Here is a 16,878-nt window from a genome sequence, read left to right on the forward strand (position 1 = left end):
TGTCCGAGAGCGAAGCGGCGCAAGCGGCGCAGCGATCGGAGCTGGAGCTCCGGACGTATCGCTGCGACCGGTGTCGGCAGTTTCATTTGACCAGCCGGACCAAGGGCAAACGGGCTTTGCGAAGCGCGGATTAGGTTGGGGACTTATTTCCTATCGTCATCCCCGCTTTCGCTGGGATGACTACGATCAGGGTCGGCAGCTTGCGCAGGAGCATAGGTGCTGTCCTGAAGTCGATTTCAACCAGATTCAATCACCCCAGCCGTTCGCCCTGAGCCTGTCGAAGGGCAGGGAGCCGCGAACGGTTCGCATGTGGAGAGGCGCCCTTCGACAGGCTCAGGGCGAACGAAAAAGGAAGCGGTCCGTCGATATGAAAACGGGTTAGACTTTGCGCAGCAGCGTGACGCGTGCCTTGCCGTGGACGCGGCTGGAGTCGATTTCGAAGCCGGCGAGTTCGACTTCCTCGGCCTTCCCGGTCTCGATGCTGATCCAGGTGGCAGGACCGGCCCAGCCCAGCCGGCCGAGCTTGTCGAGCGCGACGACGCCCGCGCCGGTGCCGTAGGGCGGATCCATCAGGATCAGGTCGAGCGGCTTGATCGCGGGGCCGAGCGCTAGCGCTGACGTAGCGCGCACTTCGGCGCCCTTTGCGCCCAGTTTGGCGATATTGGCCTTGAGCGCATCGAGCGCGGGCTTGTCATGCTCGACGAACAGGCACGAGGCAGCGCCGCGCGACAGTGCCTCGATCCCGAGCGCGCCCGAGCCCGCGAACAGATCGGCGACGGCGAGCCCTTCGAAGCTGCCGAGGCGGCTGGTGAGCATCGAGAACAAAGCCTCGCGAGTGCGATCCGCGGTCGGGCGCGTGGCGTCGCCCTTGGGCGCGACGAGCGGGCGACCGCGCCATTCGCCGGCAATGACTCGCATTATTTGCGCGACCTGGGCGGGCGGGCGGGCTTGGACGGCTTGCCGCGACCGCCAGCCGGGCCCTTGGTCGGGCGCTGGCCGCGTGGCCGGTCGCCGATATCGCCGGCGCGGGGTTCCTGCTGGTCGCGATGCGCCCTGGCCCGCGCCGCACGGGCCGGCTTGGCGACGGCGCGAGTCTCTTCGCGGGCAGGGCGCTCGCTACGCGCGGGCGGGGTGCCACGCGGCGTGAAGCGGGCATCTCTCGCGGGCGGGCGCTGGTCTTCGCGCGAAGGACGCTCTGGGCGCGCGGGCGGCTTCGAGCCGGGCTTGCGGATGTCATTGGCAGGCGCGCGCGTTTCGGGACGTGCCGGACGCTCGGCACCGCCAGGCGGTCTCGCGCCCGGCTTGAAGCGCGAATCGCTGCCGAAGGCGCGCGCTTCGCCACGTGCCGGACGATCCGTCGCACCGACGGGCTTCGCACCGGGTTTGAAGCGCGAATCGCTACGTGCCGGACGCTCGGTGCGGCTCGGGGGCTTCGCGCCGGGCGTGAACCGCGCTTCGCCACGAGGCGGGCGACGGTCCTCGCGGGTGTCCTCGCGGGCGGGGCGCTCGGTACGCGCGGGCGGCGTAGCGCGCGACGTAAAGCGCACGTCCCTGGCAGGCGCGGGCGCGGCTTTAGTCGGCGGCGCGCGGCGGAGGCGGCGATCGGGCTCCTCGACGCCGGTCGGTTTCGGTGGGGCCGGCTCGACGCGGGCGCGCACCGAGAATTGCAGGTTCGACGCCGCCTTGCCACCGCCCGGCTTGGACAGCACCGTGCGGAAGGTGGTCAGGTCGTTCTGGCGGATTTCGTCGACATCGCCAGGCGGCAAATCGCCGAGCCAGAAAGGACCGTAGCGCGTGCGGATCAGCCGATTCACTTCGAGCCCGAGATATTCGAGCACGCGGCGGACTTCGCGGTTCTTGCCCTCGGTAAGCGTCATCTCGATCCACACGTTCGCGCCGGTGCGCCGCTCGATATTGGCGTTGATCGGGCCGTAGCGGACGCCTTCGATCTCGACTCCGAGCATCAGCTCCTCGAGCTGCGGCTGGCTGACCTGGCCATAAGCGCGCGCGCGATAGCTGCGCTCGACGCCGGTGGCGGGCAGCTCGAGCTCGCGCTTGAGCTCGCCGTCGGTGGTGAGGAGGAGGAGCCCTTCGGTGCTGAGGTCGAGCCGGCCGACCGGCATCACGCGGGGCAGGCCCGGCGGAAGATGATCGTAGATCGTCTCGCGACCCGCCGGATCGCGCTCGGTGGTGAGCAGGCCGGCGGGCTTGTGATAGCGGAACAGCCGTGCCGGCGCGGGCGCGGCCACGGGTTCGCCGTCGACGGTGACGCTGTCGAGCGACGTGAGCAGCGTCGCGGGCGTGTCGAGGACGACGCCGTCGAGCGCAATGCGCCCTTCGGCGATCATCCGCTCGACCTCGCGGCGCGACGCGATTCCGGCACGGGCCAGCAGCTTCGCGATGCGCTGGGCTTCGGGGGGCTTGGATGGGGACACCGCGGCGATATAGCGATTATGCGGCGCGCGGCAAAAATTATTGCAGCACTGCAAAGGATTTGCGCGTTAGGAGCGGCGTGCGGGGGGCATGAGGCCGTGCCGCGGACCAAGGCGGAACGATGTTGTTCGGGAAGAAGAAGCGGCTGATCGAGCGGATTCTCCTCGTCGAGGACGAGCCGCTGGTCGCGTTCGACACCGAGCATTTCCTCGGCGCCGAGGGCTTCGAAGTGATCGCCACGATCGATTCGGTCGCCGATGCGCTGGAAGTGATCGGGCGCGATGCGGCGATCGATCTCGTCCTGGTCGACGTCAATCTTGCTGACGGCAGCGGAGTCGAAGTCGCGCGAGAGGCGCATGCGCGTGGCGTGCAAGTGCTGTTCGTGACCGGCAATTGCCCCGGCGAAGCGCGCAAGCTGGCGGCGGGATGCCTCGCCAAGCCCTATCCGCAGCGCGACTTGCTGGCGGCGATCGAAGGGATCGAGGCAGTGATCGGCGGCCGCAAGCCGCGCAAGCTTCCCGGCAGCTTCAGCCTGTTCCTCGACGCCGCCTGAGCCGCGGCCGTCGCTGAATGTTCAGCGCCAGAACAACATGAGCACGACGGTGAGCCAAGACAGCAACGACAGCGCTACCGCGACGCGCGCGGTGCCATCGGCGGAGGGATTGGTGTGCGGCGCAAAAGCACGGCTGGTGACAGCGGCGGGCATATTTCAATTCCTGCAACGGTTTAGCCCCATTATAGAATAGCGCACTGCTGCAGACGTTGCTCTCAGGGTTCGTGCGTAGGTGCCAGCCGCGCCTCGACCGTGTCGTGGAACTGGCGGATGCCGAGCTCGAGCATGCCCAAAGTGAGGCGTTCGATCGCACCCGAGGCGAGGCCCTGCTGGCCGAGCTCGCAGGCGCGAAAATCCTCGGCCGCGAACACGCCGCCGTCGAGCAGCTCCCAGCTCCTCTCCCAATGGGCGAGGGCTTTTTCGGTCGCCGGGGCTTCGGGGATGAGCATGAAATCCTCGACCAGCACCCGGTCCGCCGCTTGCGGCATCAGCACCATCAGGTTGATGTAATCGGGACTGACGACGAGCACCGTGCCGGGGAACAGCTGATAGGTATAGGTGATCGCGCCGCGCAACGTCGCCCAGTCGTTCGACGACAAGGCGGCGAGCCCCGCCTCGCGGCCCACCGCCGAGCGCTGGTGCGGGCCGATGCTGTCGGCGGTCGAGACGCCGTCCCTGAAAAAGGGGGCGATCGTGCCGGAATGGAGGCGCTGGATGTGATAGCCCTCGAGAAACGCATCCATGACCAGCTTCCAATTGGCGCGGACGTCATGCGTGCGGCGGCGGAAGAGATGCTGGCCGGCGAGGTCGAACGCCTCGAAATCGCGCGCGAGCGTGTCGGCCTCGGCGAAATCGGCCGATTCGGCGAAGGCGAACCAGATCAGCCCGCCGGCCTCATGCGTGGGCAGGCGATTGAGGCCGTGCGCGGCCTTGTCGAGGCCGGGAAAGGTGTCGGCGCGGGGGAGCCCGACGAGACGGCCGTCGAGCGCATAGCTCCATGCGTGATAGGGGCAGACTAGGCGCGGCGATTTCACTGCCGCGCAGCCTTCGACCAGGCGGGTGCCGCGATGGCGGCAGACGTTGAGGAAGACATGCGCCGTGCCGTTCCGGTCGCGGGTGATCAGCAGCGGCTTGCCGAAGCCGTCGTGCGGCACCGCCATGTCGTTCGCGGGGAGCAGCGCGGAGGAAGCGATGACCAAAGGCACCCGCGTGAAGATACGCGCTTGCTCGGCGGCGTGGCGGGCCGCGCTGGTATAGGCGCGCGCATCGACATAGGCGATCGCGCCCTGGGCGCGGCGGCCGCCTTGGGCGAGCTGGGTAGCGAGCGCGAGTTGGCCCTGGGTCGGCGCGTTCATCCTTCCTCTCCGCAACTTTTCGGCTAGTGTCGCGCGGAAGGCGCAAGGGAGCAAGGGATGGCGGACGGGGCGGTATTGGAGGACGGCACACGCGGCGGGTTCGGCGCGACGATGGCGCCCTATTTCCGATCGCGGCCGATCGCGGCGCTGCTGCTCGGTATCTCGAGCGGCTTCCCGCTGGCGCTTCTGCTCGGGACGATGACCTTCTGGCTCGCCAAGGTGGGGATCGAGAAGAAGACGATCGGCTTCGCGATCGGGCTGACCACGCCGTACACGCTCAAATTCCTCTGGGCGCCGCTGGTCGATCGGCTCAAGCTGCCGGTGCTGACCGGGCTGTTCGGCCAGCGCCGGGCGTGGCTGTTCCTCGTCCAGGCCCTGTTGTTCGGATCGGTGTGGATGCTCGGCGCGAGCCGGCCCGAGCTGCATCTAGGCGTCTTCGCCTTCTGGGCGATCGTCACTGCGTTTCTCGGCGCGACGCAGGACATCGTCATCGATGCGTATCGCATCGAGATCCTGCCCGAGGACGAACTCGCGCACGGCACCGCGAACAATCAGTTCGGCTATCGGCTCGGCGCGTTCTTCGCCGGGGTCGGCACGATCGCACTCGCCTCGACCGAAGGATTCGGGCTGGGCTGGGGGATGGCCTATGGCCTCACCGGGCTGTGCATCCTGCCGGGTATGATCGCGGCATTGTGGATGGGCCCCGGGCTGCACGACAAGGTGCTGAGCAACGAAGCCCCGCGGCAGAGCATAGGCCAATGGCTGCAGACCACCCTGTTCGGGCCGTTCGGCGAGTTCCTGATGCGCCGCGGCGCGGTGCTGATCCTGCTGTTCGTATTGGTCTACAAGCTCGGCGACGCGATGGGACAGGCGATGCTCAACCCGATGATCGTCGAGCTCGGGTTCAGCGACACCGAGTTCATCGCGATCAACAAGGTGATCGGCTTCTGGGGGCTGATTCTCGGCACCGCGCTGTCGGCCCCGCTGCTCGCCTGGCTGGGGATGGGGCGGGCGCTGTTCGTGTCGGGGGTGCTGATGATGCTGAGCAACCTGACCTTCGCGATGCTCGCGTCGCAGGGGCACTCCACCCTGTGGCTGACGATCGCAGTGGCGACCGAGCAAGTGACGAGCGGGCTCGGGCTGACGATCTTCGTGACCTATCTCTCGGGGCTGTCGAGCCTGGCCTATACCGCGACTCAATTCGCCTTGCTGTCGTCGCTGGCCGGAGTCGGGCGGACCTGGCTGTCGAGTCCGGCGGGGATCATCGCCGAGCAGCTCGGCTGGGTCGGCTTCTGGGTGATGACCACCGTGGTCGCGCTGCCGGGCATGGTCCTACTGTGGATCCTGTGGCGCAAGGGCTTCGTGGTGGAGAGCGTGCGCAAGGCACGTGCCGGTGCCGAGGAAGCGGCTCCGGCGGGCGCAGGCGCACGCTGATGCCGTTTCTCGTCGTGATCGGGCTGCAGGTGCTCTGCATCGTCCATCTGATGCGCACCGGGCGCAATCCGCTGTGGCTGACGGCGTTGATCTTCCTGCCGGTGGTGAGCGCGCTCGCCTATCTGATCGTCGAGGTGCTGCCGGGGCTCGGCAGCAACCGCCATGTGCGGACGGCGCGCGCCAAGGCGATCGAGACGATCGATCCCGAGCGCGAGTTGCGTGCCGCGCGCGATGCGCTGGGCCTCGCCGACACTGCCGCCAACCGGCTTCGCACTGCCGATGCGCTGGCCGCGCTGGGGCGGCACGGCGAGGCGGTGCCGCTCTATCGCGAGAGCATCGCGATGACGCCCGGCGAGCCCGATGTGCGGACTCAAAGCAAGCTTGCTTTGTCGTTGTTCGAGAGCGGGCAGGTGGCTGATGCGCTGGCGTTGCTCGACGCGAGCCCGACTCCGCTCGGCCAAAGCGAGCGCGATCGGCAGGGGCTGCTGCGCGCGCGGGTGCTCGATCATCTCGGACGCAAGCAGGAGGCGCTCGACCTCTATGCCGACCTGGTCACGCGGATGCCCGGCGAGGAGGCGCGCTGCCGTCATGCCGCGCTGCTGATCGAGCAGGGCCGCGAGGGCAGGGCGTTCGTCGTGCTCGAGGAAGTCGAAGCGCGGATGCGGCGCCTGAGCCGACACCAGCGCGCTGCCGATGCGGGAATGTATCGCTGGGCGACCGAAGCGCTCGCCGGCTTGCGGGCGAAAGGCGTGGGGCAATGAAACGCTGGATCATCGCGCTGGCCGTGCTGCTGGTGGTGGCAGGCGGCGGATGGCTTTGGGGATCGCCTTACCTCACCCTGATGCAGCTCAAAAAGGCTGCCGATGCGCGTGATCTCACGGCGATCTCGGCGGGGATCGACTATCCGGCGGTGCGCGCGGACCTGAAGACGCAGTTGCACGATCGGCTCGGGCGTTCCGAGGGCTCGGCGCTCGACCGGCTCGGCGCGGCAATCGCCGAGCGATTCGCGGATCCCGTCGTCGATGCGGCGATCACGCCCGAGGGGATGCGCGCGCTATTCGCCAGTGCGGGCGTCGCCGATGCGGCGCGACCGGGTTTCGCGAGCGGAAAGCCCGGCGCAATGCGGGTGCGGAGGGATGCGCTGGGCCGATTCGCGCTGGTGCCGACGAGCGGCGAGGGCCCCGAACTGATGTTCGAACTGCAGGGGCTGCGCTGGCGCGTGACGGCGGTGCGACTGCCGGGAGAGCGGTTGCTCTAGCCCCACTCGCGACGGCTTTGGTGTCAGGCGCGCTGGTCGACGCGGCTGCCGGGCTCGTGCCGTATGACCTGCATGGCCGTCTCCAGCATCTTGCGTGTCATATCGTCGTGGCGCGAGAGCGCACCGGCAATACCATCCTGTGCCAATTGCACGAAATCGACCTGCTCCCGATCATCGATCGCCAGCGGCGCGTTGAAGCCTGCCGCTACCGGAATCCGTATGGTCATCCCGAGAAATGCAGAGCTGTCATCAAGCGACATTTCTCCGCCGATGATCTTGCCGTTCATCCAGTCGAACATTTCCTTGCGGGTCATACGGGTGAAATCGGGCTCCTTATTTTCGACCTTCTCAGCCGGATCGGCGTTCGCCGCCGTCAGGATGGTCGAGAACGGGGCAGCGCCGTTGGACGCCACGGCCGATGATTGCGGCCGTCGAGCGGCCGCCGGAAAGTCGCCGCCTTGATTGATTTTCACCGGATTTCCTTCGTTCGATCGCCGGTATACTGTCTTCTTCTCGTTAATTTCGAACTAAAGGACGGGCTGCTCCGGCAGCCATGCGAGGCCGATGCGCTGACGTCCACTCATGCCGCCACCTCATCCAGCGGCAGCGCCAGGTCGGCGAAGGCATTGGCGAGGGCGTGCACAGTGAAGCCTATGCCGGCGGCATCGCGGATGCCGAGCAGGTCGGCGAGCAGCATTTGCGCACGCACAGGATGCTTCCGGATCCCGGCGACCACTTCGAGCAAGGTCGCCTCAGGGCCGGTCATGCGCGGGCAGCACCAGGGCGCGATCTGGATCGGCCCGATCGACGCGGCCGACATCTCGGCCATCAATGCGCGCAGGAGGACCAGCGGCCGCTGGAAGCCCTTGCCGAACGCAGTGACGAAAGCATGCGCGGTACAGGCGTCGTGGAGACCATGCGCACCCATCTGGCGGACGCCGAACAGGAGCAGCCGGGCGCCGGCGTCTTCAGGCTGGAGCACGGGCAGAGCGGCGGCAAGCGTATTGGCAGCGGACATGAGCGACTCCCGCGTGGATGATGCGGAGGTTGTCGCGTCTACGCTATTGCAAGTCAATCGCAATAAGTCGTTTCAGTCGGGCAGTTCGTCGTTTGCGGCGAGCGCCATACCGGCTAGATAGAGCGATCCGAGAACCAGCACGAGCAGTGTGCCCTCGCGCGGGACAGCCGAAAGCGCGGCGGCAATGTCCGGCGCTTCGCCGCTTGCCAGGCCTGCTCGACGCGCGCGCTCGACGAGATCGGCGGGCGGGTGGTGTGGATGGCCCGGCACCGGCACGGCGGTGAGCGAGCGGGCGATCGGCGCGAACCGGGCGATCATCGCGTGGGCATCCTTGTTCTCGAGCATACCGAGCACGAGGTGGAGCGGGCGGTCCCCGGCGATTTGTGCGGCGGCACGGCTCACCGCCTCGGCGGCGTTGGCGTTATGGCCGCCGTCGAGCCAGAGTTCGGCGCCTGGCGGGAGCAGCGCCGTCAACGGCCCAGGCGACAGGCGCTGCATCCGCGCCGGCCAGCGGGCGCTTCGCGCGGCGGCGGATAAAGCGGCGTCGGGAACACTAAGGGCGCGCTGATGGCGCAGCGCGGCGATGGCGAGCGCCAGATTGGCCGGCTGATGCGAACCGGCAAGGGCGGGGAGGGGCGTGATCACTACGCCCTTCGCGTCGCGATAGTGTAGCGCATCGCCGTCGACGTAGTAGGACCAGACCCGTTGCTCGGCGAAGACCGGGGCGGCGACGGTCTCGGCGAAGCGGTCGACCACGTCGGCGATGTCGGGTGGATAGGCCATCGTCACCAGCGGCACGCCGGGCTTGGCGATGCCGGCCTTCTCGGCAGCGATCTGGGCGAGCGTGTCGCCGAGGAACGACTGATGGTCGATGCCGAGCTGGGCGATCGCCGTGACCAGGGGCTCGGGGATGACGTTGGTCGCGTCGAGCCGGCCGCCGAGTCCGACCTCGACGATGCAGGCATCGGCCGGGGTGCGGGCGAAAGCGAGAAAGGCCGCGGCGGTGGTGACTTCGAAGAAGCTCGCGCCGATATCGCCGCCTGCATCCAGGACTTCTTCGAGCAGGGGGGCAAGGGCGTCGTCGTCGATCAGCGTGCCGGCGAGGCGGATGCGCTCGTTGAAGCGGACGAGATGGGGGCTCGAATAGACATGCGTCGTCAGGCCCGCGGCCTCTATCGCGGCGCGGAGGAAGGCGCAGGTCGAGCCCTTGCCGTTGGTGCCGGCGACATGGAGCACCGGCGGCAGGCGGAGGTGGGGATTGCCGACGCGCTCGAGCAGCAGGGTGATGCGCTCAAGGCCGAGGATATCGGCACCGGGGGATAGCGCGGTCAGGCGATCGAGCTGGCGCTGGACGGCGGGGCTGGAGGAGGTGGCGAAGTCCATCTTACTCCCTCTCCCCTTCAGGGGAGAGGGCCGGGGAGAGGGGCAGTGTCGAGAGGGCATTGCACTTGCCCCTCTCCCCAGCCCTCTCCCCGCGAGCGGGGAGAGGGAGCAGAATCACGCCGCCGCTTTCGCGTCGGTGAGCAGGCCGATCAGCCGGCCGAGCACTTCGCGCAGGTCCTTGCGGTGCTCGACCCGGTCGACCAGCCCGTGGTCGCGATAATATTCCGAGGTCTGGAAATCGTCGGGCAGCTTTTCGCGGATCGTGTTCTCGATCACCCGGCGGCCGGTGAAAGCGAGCGTCGCACGCGGCTCGGCGATCTGGACGTCGCCGAGCATCGCATAGGCCGCCATCACCCCGCCTGAAGTGGGATCGGTGAGCACGACGATATAGGGCAGGCCGGCATCGTGGAGCATCTCGATCGCGACGGTGGTACGCGGCATCTGCATCAGGCTGAGGATGCCCTCCTGCATGCGTGCGCCGCCCGATGCAGTGAACACGATGTACGGCGCGGCCGCGGCGATCGCCGCCTCGACTCCGTGGATGAACGCCTCGCCGACTGCCTGGCCCATCGATCCGCCCATGAAGGCGAAGTCCTGGACGCCGATCACCGCCTTCTGGCCGAGGATCGTGCCCGAGGCGTTGAGGAACGCATCGGGCTCGCCGGTCGCGGTGCGCGCCGCCTTGAGGCGGGCAGGATAGGGCTTCTGGTCGCGGAACCTGAGCGGGTCGTCGACCACCTTGGGGCTGGTCAGGACGGTGAAGCTGCCCTCGTCGAACAGATATTCGAAGCGGCGGGCCGGGCCGATGCGCTCATGATGGTCGCAAGTCGGGCAGACGTAGAGATTTTCCTCCAGCTCCTTGGAGAACACCATCGTCCCGCAACCCTTGCACTTGTGCCAGAGATTGTCGGGGCTCTCGTTGGTCTTGGTCGTCACATAGGCGAGTGCGTTACGGACGCGACTGATCCAGCTCATGCGACTTCCTTGCGGGCGGCGGCGAGCGCCGCGGAGAGGGACTGGATATAGGCGCGGACCTGCGCGGGCGCATCGGGCCCATGCTTGCCGACCAGTTCGACGATCGCCGAGCCGACGACGACGCCATCGGCGACGCGACCGATCTGCGCCGCCTGCTCGGGGGTGCGCACCCCGAAACCTACCGCGATCGGCAGGTCGGTGGCGGCCTTGAGCCGGGCGACGGCGTCTTCGATCGAGGATTGCGCGGCCTGCTGGAGGCCGGTGATCCCGGCGACCGAGACGTAATAGACGAAGCCGGAGGCGCCGGCGAGGACCGCGGGGAGCCGGGCGGCGTCGGTGGTCGGCGTGGCGAGCCGGATCGGGGCGATGCCCTGTTCGCGGAGCATCGGCCCGAGCGCATCGTCTTCCTCGGGCGGAATGTCGACGCAGATCACGCCGTCGACGCCCGCGTCGCTGGCGGCGCGCGCGAACCATTCGGCGCCGCGGCGGACCATGGGGTTGGCATAGCCCATCAGCACCAGCGGCACTTCCGGATGACGCGCGCGGAACTCGCGGGCGATGGCGAGCACGTCGGCGGTGCGCGTGCCCGCGGCGAGGCTGCGGATATTGGCGGCCTGGATCGGCGGGCCGTCGGCCATCGGATCGGTGAACGGCATGCCGAGCTCGATCACGTCGGCACCGCCCTGGACGAGCGCATCGAGGATCGCGCCGGTGGCGGCGGGGGTCGGGTCACCGGCGGTGACGAAGGCGATGAGCGCGGCGCGGTGCTTTTCGGCCGCGCAGGCGAAGACGGAGGCTAAGCGAGTCATCGAATTAGAGCCGAAGAGTCTTGAACCAACAGATCTAACAGGCGCTGGAGCGCGGCAGACTCATCGGGAAAGAGTTCCTTGCCGGTCTCAAGTCCGCGCTCGCTGTAGAAGACTTTGTATTCCGCTCCCTCATTCGCAAGAACATAGCTTTCACTGGGTCGGCCATCGAGGTCATACGCGGTAGGGTCTATCCCAAGCATCGTGGCTTTTTCGACAAATTCACCGCGTGTCATATCTCCACCCCCAGCGCCGCGGCCACGGTGAAGATGTCCTTGTCGCCGCGGCCGCACAGGTTCGCCAGGATGATCTGGTCCTTCCGCATTTCCCGGGCCTTCTTCGCCACTGCTGCGATCGCGTGCGAAGGTTCGAGCGCGGGGATGATGCCTTCGGTGCGGCACAGCAATTGGAACGCGTCGAGCGCCTCCACGTCGGTCGCCGAGGTATATTCGACGCGGCCGATGTCGCGCAGCCAGGCGTGCTCGGGGCCGATGCCCGGATAATCGAGACCCGCCGAGATCGAATGGCCCTCGGTGATCTGGCCGTCTTCGTCCTGGAGCAGATAGGTCTTGTTGCCGTGGAGGATGCCGGGAGCCCCGCCGGCAAGGCTGGCGGCATGCTCCTTGTCGAGCCCGTGGCCGGCCGCCTCGACGCCGAGCATCGCCACGTCGGCGTCGTCGAGGAACGGATGGAACAGCCCGATCGCGTTCGATCCGCCGCCGATCGCGGCGACGAGCAGGTCGGGCAGGCGGCCGGTGCGCGCGAGCATCTGCGCGCGCGCCTCGGTGCCGATCACGCTCTGGAAATCGCGGACCATCTCGGGATAGGGATGCGGGCCCGCGGCGGTGCCGATGATGTAGAAGGTGTCGTGGACGTTGGCGACCCAATCGCGCAGCCCCTCGTTCATCGCGTCCTTGAGCGTCGCCGCGCCGGCAGTGACCGGGCGGACCTCGGCGCCGAGCAGCTTCATGCGGAAGACGTTGGGCTGCTGCCGGACGACGTCGGTCGCGCCCATGTAGATCACGCAAGGCAGGCCGAAGCGCGCGCAGACGGTGGCGGTGGCGACCCCGTGCTGGCCGGCGCCGGTCTCGGCGATGATCCGGGTCTTGCCCATCCGGATCGCGAGCAGGATCTGGCCGATGCAATTGTTGATCTTGTGCGCGCCGGTGTGGTTGAGCTCGTCGCGCTTGAACCAGACCTGCGCGCCCATGCCGGGCGCGGCACCGGTGCGCAGCGCCTCGGTCAGCCGCTCGGCATGATAAAGCGGGCTGGGGCGGCCGACATAATGTTCGAGCAGATCGTCGAACTCGGCCTTGAACGCGGGATCGGCCTTCGCCGCGCGATATTCGCGCTCGAGATCGAGGACCAGGGGCATCAGCGTCTCGGCGACGAAGCGGCCGCCGAACTGGCCGAAATGCCCGCGATCGTCGGGCTGGGCGCGATAGGAATTGGGTACGGTCATAGAGCGGCCAATGCCTTAAGGAATGCGGCGATCTTGTCCACATTCTTGATGCCGGGGGCGGATTCGACCCCCGAGGAGACGTCGACCGAAGTCGCGCCGGTGACGCGCACCGCCTCGACGACGTTGTCGGGGGTGAGGCCGCCGGAGAGCGACCAGGGCAGCGGATGCGAATGCCCCTGAAGCAGGGTCCAGTCGAAGCGCAGGCCCATGCCGCCGGGGAGCGCGGCCGAATCCGGCGTCTTGGCGTCATAGAGGATGCGGTCAGCGGCCTGGGCGAAGCGCGAAGCCATGGCGAGATCGGCGCGAGTCTTCACCGCGATCGCGGCCCAGACCTCGCGGCGCGTGCGCGCGCGGATCGCCGCCACCCGATCGGGCGCGGTCTTGTGGAGCTGGATCGCGTCGAGGCGGCCCGCGGCGATCGCGGCATCGAGCAATGCGTCGTCGGGATCGACGAAGACGCCGACCTTTCGCACCTGCGCGGGAACACGGTGGGCGAGGCCCGATGCCCGATCGAGTGCGAGGTTGCGCGGCGACGGCGCGAAGAACACGAAACCGACCTGCGCGGCGCCGTGGCTGACCGCGGCGTCGAGCGTGGCCGGCGTCGAAAGGCCGCAGATCTTGGCAGTAAGGGGCATCGCCGACGCCATAAGCCTCAGGCGAGCGACTTGACCAGTACCGTCATGAACAGCGGCGGATCGACCGCGAAGATGAAGTCTCGGCGCTCGCCGGTCCGGGCATAGCCGCGGCGCTCGTACCAGCCGATCAACCGGTGCCGCACGTCGATGACGGTCATCTCGATGCGGTCGGCGCCGAGAACGTCGCGCGCGCAGGCCTCGGCCGCGGCGAGCAATTGCTTGCCTGCTCCCGCCGTCTGCAGCGCCGGATCGACGCAGAGCAGACCGAGATAGGCGAGCCCGTCACCCTTGTCGGCGACATTGACGCAGCCGATGACGGCGCCGCCGTTCTCGGCGATCAACAGGCGCTGCGCAGGGTCCGCGACGATTGCCTGCAGCGTCCCGATGTCGGTGCGCTGCCCCTGGAGGAGATCGGCCTCGTGGGTCCAGCCCTGGCGCGCGGACTCGCCGCGATAGGCACGCTCGATCACCGGATGGAGCGCTGGCAGGTGTCGAGGACTGGCGACGCGAATGGTCACGATCTCAGGCATGGCGCGCTATCTCCGACGCGTCGGAGATTTTGGCAAGTGGGGGCGCGGCCATGGCCGGTGGCGGTCCAGGTCGCGAATCCCTAAACGACCGCTTTCGGAACAAGGGTCGGGCGTCGGAGACTGGGTGGAGAGCCAAAGGACGGCTTTTGGGGAGGGCAGGTGCGATAGCCGACATTGCGCGGCGCCGCCCTTTCCCGAAAAAGGGCGGCGGGAAAGATCATACTGTCGAAAACGTCGCTGCCGACCGCCCCTTGCGTCCCTCACGTCGTAGCGAGATCGTCCCGTGCCATCCATTCGAAGAATTGCTTGGGTCCGGTTGATCGCTGCTTGGTCTCCATGCGGTAACGCGGCAGGAACGATGCCCGAATAAAGGCCTTCATGGCCGTCGGCATCGAAGGACGATCGTCGTGGAAGCGGACCCTGCCCTCGTTCAACGCCTCAAGCGTCTGCGTATCGTCCAGCCATTGCTCCAATGAACCGAACCGCTGCAGGAACCCCTGTTCGACCTCTGGTCGGTTCCTGTCGATAAACCGATAGTCCACCGGACGGCCTATCTCTTCGCTCAGGATATCGGCGATTTTCGACATCGAGTAGTCGGCGCCCAACTCGTGCACGATGCGGTGCTGGCCGGTCGGATCCAGCAACTGACCGGCGGCGAAATCGGCGATGTCGTCCGTGGCGACCCAGGGTGCTTCGACGTCCAGGCCCAACGACCAGGCGATCCGGCCATGCTCCACGATCGGGTCGATGAAGCCGAACAGGTTTTCCATGAACCAGCCGGCTTGCAGATGTACCAGATCGATGTCGCTCAGGCGGTTGAGGATCTGATCGAGCTGGTAGAACGGCTGGAAGTGGCCGGTGCTTCCTCTGACCCCCGACCCCATGGCCGTAAGGCTGACCGCGCGCTTGACCGGGGAGTGGCGCAGCGCGTCGAAGAACCGGAGGGCGACCTCCGAATAGTGGCCGTGGATGTTGTTCCAGTCGGTCTTGACCATGAGGAACGCGGCATCGGCCTCGTGGAAAAACCGGTCGAGGTCTCCTGTCCCGGCGTCGAAGCTCCCGATGAACGGGTCGGCACCGATCTCGACCAAGGCGTCCAGGGCCGGACCCCCTCTCGACAGGGCCCTGACCTGATGGCCGGCGCCGAGCAGGGTTCGCGTGAGCTTCGCACCGATTCGTCCGGTGGCACCGACAACAGCAATTCGCATGGCATTCTCCATCATTCGCGATGGACCTTACCGAGTTGCCATGGGGGCAGTAACTCGCGATAATGCCATATGATCGTCAGATTAGGCCAACTCGCTGGGGGTGACACATCCTGTCATACCGCCGTGGTGTTAGGCGGGTCGGACCGAGCGGCAACCGCCGTCCATCTCGACTTCGCCGGCTATGAAGCGGAGATGCCCCACCATCATCATCGGCAGGGCCAGCTCATCCTAGCCTTGCATGGCGCCGTCACCTGCACGGCGGCCGATGGCCTGTGGATCGTGCCGCCGACATGCGCCGTTTGGATCCCTGGCGGCGTACCGCACAGCAACCGCCCCACCCCCAACGCGCGGCTAGCGTACCTCTTCGTGGAACCCGGCGCAGCGGACATGCCGCAGAACTGCTGCACGCTCTCGATCTCTCCGATGGTCCGCGAGATGATCCTGCGCCTGGCGGACGCACCGACGGCGTCCGCGCTGGACGACCATTTTGGCCGCCTTGCCCGGGTGCTCCTCGACGAGTTGACGCTGATGCCGGAAAGCGGTCTCAGGCTACCCACGTCCGCGCATCCCAAGATCGCTCTGGTGACCGGGCTGCTTGCCGCAACGCCGGGGGATTGGCGCCCATTGGGGGAATGGGCGAAACACGTCGCGATGAGCGAACGATCCTTCAAGCGGCTCATGGTCCAGGAGACGGGGCTCAGCTTCGGGCGATGGCGGCGCCAGCTCCACCTTCTCATCGCGCTACGGGAACTCGCGAGCGGCGCGAGTGTCCAGCATGTATCCGGCATCCTCGGATACGAGTCACCTACCGCATTCATCGTTATGTTCAAGAAGGCGATGGGAACGACGCCGGCACGGTATCTCGCAAAGTGATCCGTCGTACCGCGCTTCACGAAGCATCCGACATACTTGTTACCGGTTGGGAACTCTGACCGGGAACGTGGCCGCGCCTATCGCGCAGGCGACGGGCTTCGGGTCTCGCTTTGCCAAAACCCGTTCCAGATTGCCCTATCCCGAAACTGCCGCTCGGAGATGGAGATCGAGAAGGATCGCGCTGAAAGAATGGCTGCTTTCAGTGGCCCGCATCGCTCAACTGAACAGCCGAATCTGGGGCGGAAGCCGATAGGCGGCTTTTATGGGTCTACGGCCTAGTTGGTGGCGGGCAGGAAAACGTCGCTCAGCCCGTAATTGCCCTTGCAATACTGCTTGCAGCCGGCCGAGGCACTGGTGTCGATCCGCGTGACATTCCCGGTCTTGTCCCGGCTGAGGAGGAAGTCGATCCTGCAGGCGCCCGCGCTCCAATGTGCCTTGGCCGCGGAGGCGATCGTGGCGATCGCGCCAGCCTCGCTGTCGTTCGCGGGGAGTTTGCACAGTTGCTCGCCCTCGCGATCGCGAGCGAGCGCGAAGTCGAACTGGTTGGTGCCGATATGGGTGATCGTCAGCGTGGCGACGTCCGCGGTCTTGTAGCTCGCTTCCCAAGTTTCTGCGTCGAAGGTGCGAAGCGTGTCGCGCCGTTGGGTGTAGCTGGCTGCGACCGTTGCGGGATCGCATTTGGCGACGCAGCCGGCGCGTAGAATCTGCTGCCAGTCGCGCTGCTGACGGCGCAGACTTGCTTTGTCGAAGATTTGCGCGAGCTTGGCTTTGTAGAGCGCGGCGACTTCGCCATCGAGCTTCGAAAGCCCGGGACTGGCGCAGATCGTCTTCTCGAGCGGATGACTGGCCTTGGCGCAGTCGAAGCTGGCGGATTGGAGCGGGGTCGCGGCATGGAGGCCGAACAAGGCGAGCAGCAGCGCAAAAAGTCCGAAACCTGCGATCCGCACCATATCCG

20 protein-coding genes are annotated in these 16,878 nt (G+C 67.1%); 5 read left to right on the forward strand and 15 right to left on the reverse strand.

Annotated features, from left to right (window positions below):
- Window positions 1-378 precede the first annotated feature (378 nt).
- Both rsmD and E5A73_RS02505 read right to left on the reverse strand, forming a co-directional pair.
- Window positions 379-918, reverse strand: a complete 540-nt coding sequence (rsmD, locus tag E5A73_RS02500) for a 16S rRNA (guanine(966)-N(2))-methyltransferase RsmD (RefSeq protein ID WP_240699976.1) — start codon at window positions 916-918, stop codon at window positions 379-381.
- Window positions 918-2,435, reverse strand: a complete 1,518-nt coding sequence (locus E5A73_RS02505; protein ID WP_135962203.1) for a pseudouridine synthase — start codon at window positions 2,433-2,435, stop codon at window positions 918-920. The genes rsmD and E5A73_RS02505 overlap by 1 nt, the downstream gene beginning before the upstream one ends.
- Before the next feature lie 119 nt (window positions 2,436-2,554).
- Here E5A73_RS02505 and E5A73_RS02510 point away from each other — a divergent pair, with 119 nt between their 5' ends.
- Window positions 2,555-2,986 (forward strand): response regulator, encoded by a 432-nt coding sequence (locus tag E5A73_RS02510; RefSeq protein WP_135962204.1) that lies wholly within the window; start codon window positions 2,555-2,557, stop codon window positions 2,984-2,986.
- Between the two features lie 21 nt (window positions 2,987-3,007).
- Here E5A73_RS02510 and E5A73_RS21870 read toward each other — a convergent pair whose 3' ends face one another.
- On the reverse strand, window positions 3,008-3,139 hold the full coding sequence (locus E5A73_RS21870; protein WP_276605797.1) for a hypothetical protein: 132 nt from the start codon (window positions 3,137-3,139) through the stop codon (window positions 3,008-3,010).
- Window positions 3,140-3,201: 62 nt separating this feature from the next.
- On the reverse strand, window positions 3,202-4,341 hold the full coding sequence (locus E5A73_RS02515; RefSeq protein WP_135962205.1) for an aromatic ring-hydroxylating oxygenase subunit alpha: 1,140 nt from the start codon (window positions 4,339-4,341) through the stop codon (window positions 3,202-3,204).
- 57 nt (window positions 4,342-4,398) lie between these two features.
- On the opposite strand from E5A73_RS02515, the gene E5A73_RS02520 reads away from it, so the two are divergent.
- Genes E5A73_RS02520 through E5A73_RS02530 form a run of 3 tightly spaced genes read left to right on the forward strand, consistent with a single transcriptional unit; the run spans window position 4,399 to window position 7,033 of the window.
- A complete protein-coding gene (locus E5A73_RS02520; RefSeq protein ID WP_135962206.1) occupies window positions 4,399-5,775 on the forward strand; it encodes an AmpG family muropeptide MFS transporter in 1,377 nt (458 codons plus the stop codon).
- A complete protein-coding gene (locus E5A73_RS02525) occupies window positions 5,775-6,536 on the forward strand; it encodes a tetratricopeptide repeat protein (RefSeq protein ID WP_135962207.1) in 762 nt (253 codons plus the stop codon). Before E5A73_RS02520 ends, E5A73_RS02525 begins: the two co-directional genes overlap by 1 nt.
- Window positions 6,533-7,033, forward strand: a complete 501-nt coding sequence (locus E5A73_RS02530) for a DUF2939 domain-containing protein (protein ID WP_135962208.1) — start codon at window positions 6,533-6,535, stop codon at window positions 7,031-7,033. The genes E5A73_RS02525 and E5A73_RS02530 overlap by 4 nt, the downstream gene beginning before the upstream one ends.
- Before the next feature lie 23 nt (window positions 7,034-7,056).
- Here E5A73_RS02530 and E5A73_RS02535 read toward each other — a convergent pair whose 3' ends face one another.
- The 10 genes from E5A73_RS02535 to E5A73_RS02580 form a co-directional block, all read right to left on the reverse strand.
- Entirely contained in the window at window positions 7,057-7,506 is a 450-nt protein-coding gene (locus tag E5A73_RS02535) for a hypothetical protein (protein ID WP_135962209.1), read from the reverse strand.
- A 107-nt stretch (window positions 7,507-7,613) separates the two neighbouring features.
- Window positions 7,614-8,051 carry a DUF6628 family protein gene (locus tag E5A73_RS02540; protein WP_135962210.1) on the reverse strand — a complete coding sequence of 146 codons (438 nt, stop codon included), beginning with the start codon at window positions 8,049-8,051 and terminating at the stop codon, window positions 7,614-7,616.
- Between the two features lie 72 nt (window positions 8,052-8,123).
- Complete coding sequence (locus tag E5A73_RS02545; RefSeq protein ID WP_135962211.1) at window positions 8,124-9,434, reverse strand: bifunctional folylpolyglutamate synthase/dihydrofolate synthase; 1,311 nt, start codon at window positions 9,432-9,434, stop codon at window positions 8,124-8,126.
- A gap of 114 nt (window positions 9,435-9,548) precedes the next feature.
- Window positions 9,549-10,409 carry an acetyl-CoA carboxylase, carboxyltransferase subunit beta gene (gene accD, locus E5A73_RS02550; protein WP_135962212.1) on the reverse strand — a complete coding sequence of 287 codons (861 nt, stop codon included), beginning with the start codon at window positions 10,407-10,409 and terminating at the stop codon, window positions 9,549-9,551.
- Window positions 10,406-11,218, reverse strand: coding sequence for a tryptophan synthase subunit alpha (gene trpA, locus E5A73_RS02555; protein ID WP_135962213.1), 813 nt, complete (start codon window positions 11,216-11,218; stop codon window positions 10,406-10,408). Before trpA ends, accD begins: the two co-directional genes overlap by 4 nt.
- Window positions 11,215-11,451: a hypothetical protein gene (locus E5A73_RS02560; RefSeq protein ID WP_135962214.1), complete on the reverse strand. Its 237-nt coding sequence runs from the start codon at window positions 11,449-11,451 to the stop codon at window positions 11,215-11,217. Before E5A73_RS02560 ends, trpA begins: the two co-directional genes overlap by 4 nt.
- Window positions 11,448-12,677 carry a tryptophan synthase subunit beta gene (trpB, locus tag E5A73_RS02565; RefSeq protein ID WP_135962215.1) on the reverse strand — a complete coding sequence of 410 codons (1,230 nt, stop codon included), beginning with the start codon at window positions 12,675-12,677 and terminating at the stop codon, window positions 11,448-11,450. Before trpB ends, E5A73_RS02560 begins: the two co-directional genes overlap by 4 nt.
- Entirely contained in the window at window positions 12,674-13,312 is a 639-nt protein-coding gene (locus E5A73_RS02570; RefSeq protein WP_135962216.1) for a phosphoribosylanthranilate isomerase, read from the reverse strand. Before E5A73_RS02570 ends, trpB begins: the two co-directional genes overlap by 4 nt.
- A gap of 17 nt (window positions 13,313-13,329) precedes the next feature.
- Window positions 13,330-13,842, reverse strand: coding sequence for a GNAT family N-acetyltransferase (locus tag E5A73_RS02575; RefSeq protein WP_206366359.1), 513 nt, complete (start codon window positions 13,840-13,842; stop codon window positions 13,330-13,332).
- A gap of 260 nt (window positions 13,843-14,102) precedes the next feature.
- Window positions 14,103-15,050 (reverse strand): NmrA family NAD(P)-binding protein, encoded by a 948-nt coding sequence (locus tag E5A73_RS02580; RefSeq protein ID WP_135962217.1) that lies wholly within the window; start codon window positions 15,048-15,050, stop codon window positions 14,103-14,105.
- A gap of 69 nt (window positions 15,051-15,119) precedes the next feature.
- On the opposite strand from E5A73_RS02580, the gene E5A73_RS02585 reads away from it, so the two are divergent.
- Window positions 15,120-15,923, forward strand: a complete 804-nt coding sequence (locus tag E5A73_RS02585) for an AraC family transcriptional regulator (RefSeq protein WP_135962218.1) — start codon at window positions 15,120-15,122, stop codon at window positions 15,921-15,923.
- A 275-nt stretch (window positions 15,924-16,198) separates the two neighbouring features.
- On the opposite strand, the gene E5A73_RS02590 is transcribed toward E5A73_RS02585, so the two are convergent.
- Window positions 16,199-16,873 (reverse strand): lysozyme inhibitor LprI family protein, encoded by a 675-nt coding sequence (locus tag E5A73_RS02590; RefSeq protein WP_135962219.1) that lies wholly within the window; start codon window positions 16,871-16,873, stop codon window positions 16,199-16,201.
- Window positions 16,874-16,878: the final 5 nt, after the last annotated feature.

This window comes from Sphingomonas gei, assembly GCF_004792685.1.
Taxonomy (GTDB): Bacteria; Pseudomonadota; Alphaproteobacteria; order Sphingomonadales; family Sphingomonadaceae; genus Sphingomonas; species Sphingomonas gei.

Coding starts and splice junctions, on each gene's coding strand:
- rsmD (WP_240699976.1), bottom strand. CDS start 918: ATGCGAGTCATTGCCGGCGAATGGCGCGGTCGCCCGCTCGTCGCGCCC.
- E5A73_RS02510 (WP_135962204.1), top strand. CDS start 2,555: ATGTTGTTCGGGAAGAAGAAGCGGCTGATCGAGCGGATTCTCCTCGTC.
- E5A73_RS21870 (WP_276605797.1), bottom strand. CDS start 3,139: ATGCCCGCCGCTGTCACCAGCCGTGCTTTTGCGCCGCACACCAATCCC.
- E5A73_RS02515 (WP_135962205.1), bottom strand. CDS start 4,341: ATGAACGCGCCGACCCAGGGCCAACTCGCGCTCGCTACCCAGCTCGCC.
- E5A73_RS02520 (WP_135962206.1), top strand. CDS start 4,399: ATGGCGGACGGGGCGGTATTGGAGGACGGCACACGCGGCGGGTTCGGC.
- E5A73_RS02525 (WP_135962207.1), top strand. CDS start 5,775: ATGCCGTTTCTCGTCGTGATCGGGCTGCAGGTGCTCTGCATCGTCCAT.
- E5A73_RS02530 (WP_135962208.1), top strand. CDS start 6,533: ATGAAACGCTGGATCATCGCGCTGGCCGTGCTGCTGGTGGTGGCAGGC.
- E5A73_RS02540 (WP_135962210.1), bottom strand. CDS start 8,051: ATGTCCGCTGCCAATACGCTTGCCGCCGCTCTGCCCGTGCTCCAGCCT.
- E5A73_RS02545 (WP_135962211.1), bottom strand. CDS start 9,434: ATGGACTTCGCCACCTCCTCCAGCCCCGCCGTCCAGCGCCAGCTCGAT.
- accD (WP_135962212.1), bottom strand. CDS start 10,409: ATGAGCTGGATCAGTCGCGTCCGTAACGCACTCGCCTATGTGACGACC.
- trpA (WP_135962213.1), bottom strand. CDS start 11,218: ATGACTCGCTTAGCCTCCGTCTTCGCCTGCGCGGCCGAAAAGCACCGC.
- E5A73_RS02560 (WP_135962214.1), bottom strand. CDS start 11,451: ATGACACGCGGTGAATTTGTCGAAAAAGCCACGATGCTTGGGATAGAC.
- trpB (WP_135962215.1), bottom strand. CDS start 12,677: ATGACCGTACCCAATTCCTATCGCGCCCAGCCCGACGATCGCGGGCAT.
- E5A73_RS02570 (WP_135962216.1), bottom strand. CDS start 13,312: ATGCCCCTTACTGCCAAGATCTGCGGCCTTTCGACGCCGGCCACGCTC.
- E5A73_RS02575 (WP_206366359.1), bottom strand. CDS start 13,842: ATGCCTGAGATCGTGACCATTCGCGTCGCCAGTCCTCGACACCTGCCA.
- E5A73_RS02580 (WP_135962217.1), bottom strand. CDS start 15,050: ATGCGAATTGCTGTTGTCGGTGCCACCGGACGAATCGGTGCGAAGCTC.
- E5A73_RS02585 (WP_135962218.1), top strand. CDS start 15,120: ATGATCGTCAGATTAGGCCAACTCGCTGGGGGTGACACATCCTGTCAT.
- E5A73_RS02590 (WP_135962219.1), bottom strand. CDS start 16,873: ATGGTGCGGATCGCAGGTTTCGGACTTTTTGCGCTGCTGCTCGCCTTG.